The organism is Paraburkholderia sediminicola (assembly GCF_902859805.1).
Lineage (GTDB): Bacteria > Pseudomonadota > Gammaproteobacteria > Burkholderiales > Burkholderiaceae > Paraburkholderia > Paraburkholderia sediminicola.
The window spans coordinates 132,584-142,513 of record NZ_CADIKC010000015.1; the positions used below are offsets into that span (position 1 = coordinate 132,584).

Sequence of the window (9,930 nt, forward strand, 5' to 3'; positions counted from 1 at the left end):
GTTGGCGAGAGAGCGCGCAACGATTGTCGTCGGACAGTGCCGCGCACGCCATGCATCGAAACCCGAATGGCGTATGTCGTGGCTCGCACGTTAGCTGAAGACACGCGCGCACATGTCGCAGCACGACAGAGGACTCGCCGCTTGAAGCGTCGACGGATGGATGGAAAAAAGAACTACCAGGAGATAGCGCGGCGAAGGCGCTTATCGCGGCCTATTGCCCACGCGGTACAGGGCGAGTTTGCGGCTGCGATTGTGTCGATGGCGTGCCTCCGCCGACAGGCACCGGAATGTAAGGCGCGACAACGAACGGTATCGACGAATTCGGCGCCAATTCCGCGGGCGTCGCGATTGGCTGCGCTCCTACGATCGGCTGCCGCGACAGGGGCGCGGTCTGCAGCACGGTGCCGCTCTGGCCGTCGCTGATGCCGCTCTGCGAGTCGAGTATCAAGGGCTTGCGGGTGGTAGTGCTAGACGCGGCGAACGTCGCCGATACGGCAAAAACCGTTGTCAGCGAGGCTGCGGCGGTCATGACCAGGACGGATTTGAGCAAGCGGACAGGACGCATAGGCGGACCGGTTGAGTTTGAGGATGCCGGATTGCGCGGAAAACGCCTTACCTTACCGCGGCGGCATCCTTCAGGCTAGTCGTTATTAGCCAAGAATCGCTATGAAGCGCCAACTGCTGTGAAATTTTAGTGGTCCAGATGTGACAAAGCCCCGTCTATACGGGGCTCAACACTTTACTGCAATGGCCGCGCACGAGCGCTGCCGGGTCAAACTTGATGCAGTTGAAACTTACAGCGAGTAGCCGTTGGTTTCGAGCGAACGGATGCGCTGTTCGAGCTGAACGATATCCGACGACGATGCCAGGTAGGCTTCACGGCGGCTGCGTTCTGCAGTTTCAAACCAGGTGCTCAGCTTTTCAAGTACGTATGCAAACATGATGTTCTCCAAGGATCAGATTGAATCCCCGGTGAGTTTTGCATCAGGGATTTCCCGTAAAAGGGTTAACCCGGATTATAGCCCTATGGTGCAACCTTGCTAGTGAAATGCCCGCATGACGTGCATTCCGTTTTGGAATGGTGCACGCCCGTGGTGCAGTTAAGTCGTTGATTTATCTAAATTCAAGAGGCTTTTCCGCGATGATTGATACTACCCCACATTGGCTTGCACCATTCAGGTGCTTTTTGACGCCTGGTTGCGATAACGCCCTCGACAGGTTGCACTTTGCGCTTCAAATCGGATGACAACCCTTCCCCGACACCAGATCGGTATCGGCGAGCCGCTCGATAATCGGGCAATCCGGGCGCTCGTCGCCGTGGCAATGGTCTGCCAGATGCGCCAATGTGTCGCGCATGTCGGTCAATTCGTTGATACGGCGATCGAGTTCCGCAACGTGCTCCAACGCAATCGCCTTCACTTCGGCGCTGGCGCGCGACCGGTCGTGCCACAGTGCCAGCAAGCGGCGGATGTCTTCGACCAGAAAACCAAGACGGCGCGCCTGCCGGATAAAACGCAGCGAATGAACCTCTTGCGGCCCGTATACGCGATAGCCGGCGCTCGTGCGTGCCTTCGCCGCCAGCAGGTCCACGCTTTCGTAGTAGCGAATCATCTTCGCCGTGACGCCCGACGCGCGGGCCGCTTCACCGATATTCATGACTGTTTCCCCAGTGTGTACGTCGATCGTACACCTTCCCATAGTGGGAAGGTCAGCCACTCGATTGCGCGTCGGCAGGCATAATTCAACCATCGTAATATTCATTTTTTTAAGGCAATCCCGATGACGATCGAATTCCAGGTAGAAGGCATGAGCTGCCAGCATTGCGTGGCTGCGGTCACGAACGCGATCCGTGAACACGATGGCACCGCTCAGGTCCAGGTCGATCTGGCGTCCGGCCGCGTGGCGGTCGACTCGGCGCAACCGGCCGACACGCTGAAGGCCGCAATCGACGAGGCCGGTTACACGGTGACCGGCATGACGGGCGTGACCAGCGGCGCAGCCCGCTAAGCGAGCGACCGTCATGTTCAAAGTTGCCGTCATCGGTGCTTCCGGACTGCTCGGCCGGGCTCTCGTCGACGAACTGGCGCAGCAGGCCGGTTGGCAAGTTGTCGCCACGGCATTCAGCCGGCCGGGGCCGAACACGGTCGCGCTGGATATTCGCGATGCGCGGGCGGTCGAGCAATTTGTCGAGCGCGAGGCACCGGACGCGCTCGTGATTGCGGCGGCGGAGCGTCGGCCGGATGTGTGCGAGCACAATCCGGCGCTTGCCCGGGCGTTGAACGTCGATGCGGTGCGCAGCCTGGCCACGGCGGCAACGCTGCGCGGCGCATGGACGCTCTCGATCTCAACCGATTACGTGTTCGACGGCACCCACCCGCCCTATCAGCACGATTCTGCGCCCGCGCCGCTCAATGCCTATGGGCGCAGCAAACTCGAAGGCGAGCGCGCGCTGACGGAATCCACCGATCTCGGCTGCGTGTTGCGTTTGCCGCTGCTCTATGGGCCGATTGTCGATTGGGCAGAATCGGCGGTGACGAGTCTGGTACCGGCGATTGCCGCGTCGGCTTCACGCGAGGGCAAGGCCGCGGCCATGGATGCATGGGCGATTCGCTACCCGACCTTTACGCCGGACGTCGCGTTCGTAATCCGGCAGATGCTCGAACGGCATGCGCATGGCGATGCGATCGGCGGCATCGTGCAATGGTCTGGGGATGAGCCGATGAACAAGTATGAAATCGCCGTGCGGCTGGCCGAAGCGCTGCAACTCGATGCGCAATTGACGCCGCAACCTACGCCCACCGACGCGACGCCGCGTCCGCATAACTGCCACCTGGCATCGGACCGGCTCGAGGCGCTCGGCATTGGCCGCCGCACATCGTTCGACGTTGCGATCCGGCAAGTGCTGGCCGCATTTCCGTGGCAGGGCGAGACGGCGGCGTAACGCCCGGCAACGAGCTTAACCACGGTACGACGTACTGCTCGCGTTTCTACGGCCCGGCGACATGCCGGTCTGCCGCCGGGCCTTCAGGCTTACCCACAGCAGATCAGCTTCAATGAAAATCGCGGCTCGCCGTAGCCAGTTCGCCGAGCCAGTCGCTGTGATCTTCAAGTCGATGCGCGACGAGATGGATCACCTCGCCCTTCTGTTTCCGTTTCGCGTTGCCCGTTCTATTTGCGTTCATCGCGTTGCCGGCGCTGTCACCGCCGGTAGAAACGCCATCGTCACGCTGCAAGACGCCATACACCGCGAGCAACGACGAACCCAGCAACACCTTGCGCTGTTTTTCCACCAGCGCCGGCCAGACGATCACATTGATCGAACCGGTTTCATCTTCGATGGAAACGAACACGGTGCCGTTTGCCGTGCCCGGCCGCTGCCGCACGGTGACGATGCCGCAGGCGCGCGCCAGCGTGCCGTGTCCGCACGCGGCAAGTTCTGCCGCCGTGCGAAAACGCTGCCTGGCAAGACGCTCGCGCAATAGCGCGAGCGGATGACGATTGAGCGTGAGGCCGATGCTCGCGTAGTCGTCGACGATCTCGCGACTTTCGGTTGCCTGTGGCAATGCCAACGGCGCTTCGGCGATCGGCGCATCGCGCAGCAGCTTGGGCACCGTGTGCTGCGCGGTCACCTGCCACCACGCTTCGCGCCGATGGCCCGCAATGCTGACTAGCGCGTTCGCCGCGGCCAGCGCTTCGAGATCCCGCCGCGTCAATGCCGCGCGACGCGCCAGATCGTCGACGTCGGTAAACTGCGCGTCGCTGCGAGCCGCCATGATGCGTTCGGCAGCTACCTGTGAAAGACCTTTGATCAGATGCATGCCGATGCGTACTGCCGGACCGCGTGCACCATAGGTTTTCGACGGTTGAAATACGCGTGCGGTCAGCTGTTTTGCCGCACGCCGGATCGTCCGGGCCAATGTGAAGCGCCGCAACGACATGTCACGGAATTGCTGTGCGGACAATGCGCCCTGTTGACGACGCAAACAGGTCTCGTCCGATGAAATACGCTGCCCTTCGCGACCACGTCGTTCGAAGGTCGACTCCCAATCGCTCAAGGTTACGTCGGGCGGCAATACCTGGACGCCGTGACGCCTCGCATCCTGCACGAGTTGCGACGGTGAATAAAACCCCAACGGCTGACTGTTCAGCAATCCCGCCAGGAAAGCGGCCGGTTCATAACGTTTCAACCACGCGCTGAGATAGACGAGCAAGGCGAAGCTTGCCGCGTGGCTCTCAGGAAAACCATATTCGCCGAAGCCTTCGATCTGTTTGCAGATGCGCTCGATGAACTCTTTTTCGTAACCGCGCGCCGACATGCGGTCGGTCAGATCCTGCTGATACTTCGCCAGATTGCCGCTGCGCCGCCATGCGGCCATCGCGCGCCGCAATTGATCGGCCTGCTCACCGGTGTAGAGCGCGGCAACCATCGCGAGGTGCATCACCTGCTCCTGGAAAATCGGTACGCCGAGCGTGCGCTCGAGCACGGGGCGTAACTCATCTTTGGCGTAGTCCACCGCCTCCAGACCCTGCTTGCGGCGCAGATACGGATGCACCATGCCGCCCTGAATCGGCCCGGGCCGCACGATCGCGACTTCGATCACAAGATCGTAGTACTTGTTCGGTTTCAGCCGCGGCAACATGCTTTGCTGCGCACGCGATTCGATCTGGAATACGCCGATCGTATCGGCATGGCCGCACATTTCGTAGACGGCCCGGTCCTCGCGCGGAATATCCTGCATCCTGAATTTCGGCAAGCCGCGCCGCAAGGCGACGAATTCCAGCGCGCGACGAATCGCCGACAGCATGCCGAGCGCCAGCACGTCGACTTTCAAGAGTCCGAGCGCATCGATATCGTCCTTGTCCCACTCGATCACGCTGCGGTCTTTCATCGTCGCGTTCTCAATCGGCACGAGCCGTGACAACTTGTCTTTCGCGATCACAAAACCGCCGACGTGTTGCGACAGATGACGCGGAAAGTTGCGCAACTCTTTGGTGAGGCGAATCAGATTCTGCGTGATGTGCGAGTTGGCAGCGAAGCCCGCTTCGGCCAGATATTTGGCGACCGCATCCGTGCCGTCCCACCATTGCTGCGATTTGCTGATCCGCTCGATCAACGACGCTTCGAGCCCCAACGCCTTGCCGACGTCCTTCAGCGCACTACGTGCGTGATAGGTGATCAGTGTTGCAGTGAGCGCAGCGCGATGGCGGCCGTACTTCCCATAGATATATTGAATCACCTCTTCCCGACGCTGGTGCTCGAAATCGATGTCGATATCAGGCGGTTCGTTACGCGCACGCGAGATGAACCGTTCGATCAGCATGTTCATGTGCACCGGATCGATTTCCGTCACGTGCAGGCAGTAACACACGATCGAATTGGCCGCCGAACCACGGCCTTGGCACAGTATGTTTCTGGAGCGCGCGAAGCTCACGATATCCTGCACCGTCAGGAAGTACTTTTCGTATTTCAGATCGGCGATCAGTTGCAGCTCTTTTTCGATCTGACCGATTCGTTTGAGATCCATTCCCTTCGGCCAGCGCTCCATCGCGCCGGCCATGACCAGCTTGCGCAGATAGCTTGATGGCGATTCACCGGCGGGCACCAGTTCTTCCGGATACTCGTACTTGAGTTCGTCGAGCGAGAAGCGACACAGGCCGGCGATACGCAGCGTTTCTTCGAGCGTGTCGCGTGGATACAGTTTGCCGAGCCGCACACGAGTGCGCATATGCCGTTCGGCATTGGCCTCGAGCGCATGGCCACACGCCGATAGCGGTGTGACGAGTCCAATCGCGGTCAGGGTGTCCTGCAACGGCTTGCGCGATCGCACATGCATCAGGACGCCTCCTGCCGCTACCAAAGGCAAACCACTTGCTTTTGAAATCATTCGCAATGCGTCGATCTGAAGATCGTCGCTGCCGGTTTGCCAAAGTTCGAGCGCGATCCATGAGCGCTGGGGCGCGAGCGATGCCAGCCAGTGCGCACAACGCAATGTGTGCGAGAGCGTCGCCGTGCGCTGCGGCACGAGGATCAGGAGGCAATCCGGCAACGCTTTGAGATGCTCGAGATGCGGTAGCGAGTCGGTGAAGTCGGATGGACCGAGGCGATAGCTGCCTTTGTCTGCACGCGAACGGGCCAGCGTGATCAGTTCGGAAAGATTGCCGTAGCCGTTGCGGTTGGTTGCGAGTGCAACCAATGTGCAGAATGGTTCGCCTGCATCGTCGGTCAGATTGAGCTCGCTGCCGATGATGAGGTGGGGGATTGGTTTTAGCTTCTCCTGGTTAGTGGTTTCTGGCTCTGCTGCTTCGGGCTCTGTGGTTTCCTGTTGGGTGGTTTCCTGTTGTGGGCACGCTGGCTTCGCGGACGCCGGCTCTGCTGCTTCCTCTAAAGACGTTCCTGCCTGCGCGGCTTTCGCCTTGTCTTCGCGCTCCTTCTGCTGGCGGTCCCGCTCCTGCCTGATTTCTCTCACTGCAGCGTGTGCGCGTACGACGCCCGCCAATGAGCATTCATCGGTGATCGCGAGCGCGCTATAACCACACGACATAGCCTGCTCGACCAGTTCATGCGGATGCGAAGCACCGCGCAGAAATGAGAAATTAGTCAGGCAATGCAGTTCCGCATACGGCGGCAATTGGGCCGCAAGCGTCTGCTCTGACAAGAATGAGGGCCGGGAATTCTCCATGATGCTCAGCCGAATAAACCCTGCAGATACCACTCGCCACCAAGACGTTCCCGGTACACCCAGAACATATGGCCACGATCATCCGCCGCAACGTAGTAATCCCGCTCGACGAGGTTATCGTCCCACCACCCTGCTTCAATCCGTTCGGTACGTGTGAGCATTTTCAGTGGCCGACGATAGATCGGCCGCTGGTCACGCATCATCAGGCGCAGCGGTTTGTCGAGCATCCAGACGGGGCGAGGCTGCGATGGCAATGCACTGTCGGGCAGATCGAGTGAGGCTTGAGCATCGGCCGGTTGTGTTACGAATAGGCGGTTGTTTTTGGCATCGTTCGCTTTTTCGGGCTGTCGGGATATGTGCTCTGGGTGTGCTGTGCGTTCTGGGTGTGCTGTGCGTTCTGGGTGTGCTGTGCGTTCTGGGTGTGCTGTGCGTTCTGGGTGTGCTGTGCGCTCTGGGTGTGCTGTGCGTTCTGGGTGTGCTGTGCGCTCTGGGTGTGCTGTGCGCTCTGGGTGTGCTGTGCGCTCTGCCTGTCTCGCCGCATCGTCATCTGTGCGCACGCTATCCAATGCAGCGTGCTGCAACTCATCGGTCAGCCAGGTTTTATCCGCTTTGATTTTTGTCTTGGTCTTCGCAGACGAACGTTTCTTGCGCGAAAACGCTTGCGCCTGGTAGGCCTCGACACGCATTGCCCGCTCCGGCCGATGATCGTCCTGCACCGACATCTGCAACACGTTCTCCGGCCCCAAACGCGCGCTCAAGCGTTCGAGCAGACGTGCAATCGAATCGCCGTCTGATTCGGGCATTGGGAACAAAGTGTCCGACCGCCCTGCATAATCGCCGATCTGATCCGCGACCAACTTCAACTCGATCACGGGCGCCACCAGAACCGTCTGATCCAGCTTCTCACGCAACAGCCAGATCAAATGCTCGGCATCGCGCGACGGTATGGCCCAAGCGACCTTCAGACTTGACGTCTTCGGGGCATGACGGGATGCCAATTCATGTTCGAGCAACAACGTATAACCACTGAGCGCTGCATGATGCGCGCTCAACCATCCAGCCAGTTGCACAATCAGCCGACGCGCGGCGAACAGTAATGCATCGGCATTGTCGACTCGCGACGGCAACTCCAACTGAGCATGGAACGATGCCGGCGCACGGAACGATTCGCGCGGATCCGGACGCGTGCCATATGCTTGTGCCAGAAGATCCAGAATACCGCTGCCGAAACGCCGCACGACACCCGACCTTGGCAACTGACGCAAATCGGCCAACGTCGCGCAACCGACATGCGTAAACGCATCGCGATCCGCCTGCGAAACCGGCAACAACAACACGGATAAGCGGTCGAGGACCCGAGCAAGCGACGTCTCCTTTATCACATGCCAACGATGCCCCTGCCGACCGGCGTGCGCCTGAGCCAACAACCACGCGCCCCAGGCTGTCGGTGCACACGCGATACGCGCTGTATAGCCGAATTCAGCCACCGTCGCGGACACCTGCGACAACAACGTGCGCAAGCCGCCAAACAACCGCAAGCCGGAGCCGACTTCCAGCAACAAGGTGTTCGCCTGCCCGAGCGACACCTTCGGTGTGTACGTCAACAGAGCGAGCGCCATCGCTTCGAACGCCTGAGTTTCGCGGGCGGTGTCCGCGGCAAGCATCTTGAGACGAGGCGCCAGGGCCAATGCGTACGAGCGCGACTGACCCGCATGCACCCCGGCACGCAATGCGTCGAAATCAGGCATCAGGATGTGCGCGTGATCGGCCAGCGCATAGCAGCGCGCCTCGGTGACGCTGTCGGCACCCCGAGGTTGGCTTGTCTCGCCGAACTCACACCGGTTCGGCTTCGTGGGCGAACCATCCGGAAGCGGCTCGAGAGGCTTCACTGCTTCCAGCGACAAGAGTGGCAATGTGACTGCGATCCACAACATGTTTGATCTCTCGTCCTTGATTGCTACCGACTCCGCTTTCCGGCAACAAGACGCTTTGTAACGGCAAAATGAGACGCAGAGGCTCCGCTAGCGGCGGGCCGCGGCGCTTGAAGATGTCGATCGAAATACCAATTTCCTGCAACCATTCACGACGGTTGATCGTCTGTGCATTGGCCGGCAAGAGCGGCTCGCAGATCATCCGCAATGGCGCCGGCGAAGATTGCGTGGCAGCTTCGACAGGCCGGATCAAAAATACCAGCGATGCCGACTCCTGAGCCGCCACCTGCAGACGCCGAACCTTATCGGCACGCGCATTCGGCAGCCATACCAGCACTGCGCCGATGCCATCCTGCTTCAATGCCTGAGCAGCGGCCCACAGAGACTGGTCTTCACTCGAGCGCACCCATAAGACGCGTTCGACATCGATACCCCAAGCCCTCAATGCCGAAGCACAGGGCTGGTAAGGAGGCGCCACGAACATGACGTGCCGTTCGGCTTGTGCCGTAAGATGCCGAAGCGCGCGGGCCAGCAGGCGCAGTTCGCCGACTCCTCCGTGCTCGATCAATAACTCTGTCAGGCAGCCGGCCGACCAGCCCTGCCCAGGCAGCAGCTGATCCAGCGCAGCATAGCCGCTGGAAATCACTCGCGAGTCCGCCTCGGCAAGCTCATTGCCTTGCCACACCTGTCGCCGCAATTGCGACGACAACGCTGTCGTCGCCAGATGAATCGCTGCTGCCATAGCCACACTCGTTCAATAGGGAATACTCCACCCTGCCCGGCATCGGGCACGGCATGGGGCGACGAGTTTTCACTGTATATTTATACAGTATTCTGGGACGGATGTTAAGACAAGGCGATGCGACGAAGCGCGCGCAGGAAGGAAATAAAAAGAGGTGATGAAGCTGTTTTTGTTGCAGATTCTTCACCTGCGGGAGAGCTACTTTTTGGCGCTGCCGCCAGGCACGCAAGGTCCAACCTCACGTACTCCGGGAGGGATGACAGGGGCAGAGAGCCTGCGCATGCATGCTGCGGATATGGACAAGAGCCAAGGGGTTACGCGCCCGCGGCATGGATCGGAAAGGAGTGAGGCAAGGAGAAAGCTGTGCGGACTGATGTTTTCAGATCCGCTATTGTGATGAACAGACAGACGCCCGGACTAGGTCCCGGCGTGAGCATGCCATCGCAGTCGTGATGCCACGAGTGGAGGCGAAGGCCCGTTCTGCGTGCGCGATTGGCGCCGGTAAACGCAGAAACCCCACCTTTATGGGGTGGGGTTTCTGATGCTGCAGGGGAGCCTGACGATTACCTACTTTCAC

Annotated in this window: 8 protein-coding genes; 2 read left to right on the forward strand and 6 right to left on the reverse strand. The window is 60.2% G+C overall.

What is annotated here, in order from left to right:
- Positions 1–211: 211 nt before the first annotated feature.
- The 3 genes from R8871_RS34555 to cueR form a co-directional block, all read right to left on the reverse strand.
- Complete coding sequence (locus R8871_RS34555) at positions 212–565, reverse strand: hypothetical protein (protein WP_175054422.1); 354 nt, start codon at positions 563–565, stop codon at positions 212–214.
- A 229-nt stretch (positions 566–794) separates the two neighbouring features.
- Complete coding sequence (locus R8871_RS34560; protein ID WP_074284875.1) at positions 795–941, reverse strand: DUF3563 family protein; 147 nt, start codon at positions 939–941, stop codon at positions 795–797.
- Positions 942–1,233: 292 nt separating this feature from the next.
- Positions 1,234–1,656, reverse strand: coding sequence for a Cu(I)-responsive transcriptional regulator (cueR, locus tag R8871_RS34565; RefSeq protein WP_175054423.1), 423 nt, complete (start codon positions 1,654–1,656; stop codon positions 1,234–1,236).
- Positions 1,657–1,779: 123 nt separating this feature from the next.
- On the opposite strand from cueR, the gene R8871_RS34570 reads away from it, so the two are divergent.
- Positions 1,780–2,007 (forward strand): heavy-metal-associated domain-containing protein, encoded by a 228-nt coding sequence (locus tag R8871_RS34570; protein ID WP_175054424.1) that lies wholly within the window; start codon positions 1,780–1,782, stop codon positions 2,005–2,007.
- 13 nt (positions 2,008–2,020) lie between these two features.
- A complete protein-coding gene (locus tag R8871_RS34575; RefSeq protein WP_175054425.1) occupies positions 2,021–2,941 on the forward strand; it encodes a dTDP-4-dehydrorhamnose reductase family protein in 921 nt (306 codons plus the stop codon).
- Positions 2,942–3,050: 109 nt separating this feature from the next.
- Here R8871_RS34575 and R8871_RS34580 read toward each other — a convergent pair whose 3' ends face one another.
- The 3 genes from R8871_RS34580 to imuA are packed head-to-tail and all read right to left on the reverse strand — an operon-like array spanning position 3,051 to position 9,353.
- Positions 3,051–6,680 carry an error-prone DNA polymerase gene (locus R8871_RS34580; RefSeq protein WP_175054426.1) on the reverse strand — a complete coding sequence of 1,210 codons (3,630 nt, stop codon included), beginning with the start codon at positions 6,678–6,680 and terminating at the stop codon, positions 3,051–3,053.
- 5 nt (positions 6,681–6,685) lie between these two features.
- On the reverse strand, positions 6,686–8,614 hold the full coding sequence (locus R8871_RS34585) for a Y-family DNA polymerase (RefSeq protein ID WP_175054427.1): 1,929 nt from the start codon (positions 8,612–8,614) through the stop codon (positions 6,686–6,688).
- The gene (imuA, locus tag R8871_RS34590) at positions 8,514–9,353 is read right to left on the reverse strand and encodes a translesion DNA synthesis-associated protein ImuA (RefSeq protein WP_175054428.1); all 840 of its coding nucleotides are present in this window, start codon (positions 9,351–9,353) and stop codon (positions 8,514–8,516) included. The genes R8871_RS34585 and imuA overlap by 101 nt, the downstream gene beginning before the upstream one ends.
- Between the last annotated feature and the right edge of the window lie 577 nt (positions 9,354–9,930).

Excerpts from the sequence above, each read along its gene's own strand:
- R8871_RS34575 (WP_175054425.1), top strand. The coding sequence starts at position 2,021 with ATGTTCAAAGTTGCCGTCATCGGTGCTTCCGGACTGCTCGGCCGGGCT.
- R8871_RS34560 (WP_074284875.1), bottom strand. The coding sequence starts at position 941 with ATGTTTGCATACGTACTTGAAAAGCTGAGCACCTGGTTTGAAACTGCA.
- imuA (WP_175054428.1), bottom strand. The coding sequence starts at position 9,353 with ATGGCAGCAGCGATTCATCTGGCGACGACAGCGTTGTCGTCGCAATTG.
- R8871_RS34580 (WP_175054426.1), bottom strand. The coding sequence starts at position 6,680 with ATGGAGAATTCCCGGCCCTCATTCTTGTCAGAGCAGACGCTTGCGGCC.
- R8871_RS34570 (WP_175054424.1), top strand. The coding sequence starts at position 1,780 with ATGACGATCGAATTCCAGGTAGAAGGCATGAGCTGCCAGCATTGCGTG.
- R8871_RS34555 (WP_175054422.1), bottom strand. The coding sequence starts at position 565 with ATGCGTCCTGTCCGCTTGCTCAAATCCGTCCTGGTCATGACCGCCGCA.
- cueR (WP_175054423.1), bottom strand. The coding sequence starts at position 1,656 with ATGAATATCGGTGAAGCGGCCCGCGCGTCGGGCGTCACGGCGAAGATG.
- R8871_RS34585 (WP_175054427.1), bottom strand. The coding sequence starts at position 8,614 with ATGTTGTGGATCGCAGTCACATTGCCACTCTTGTCGCTGGAAGCAGTG.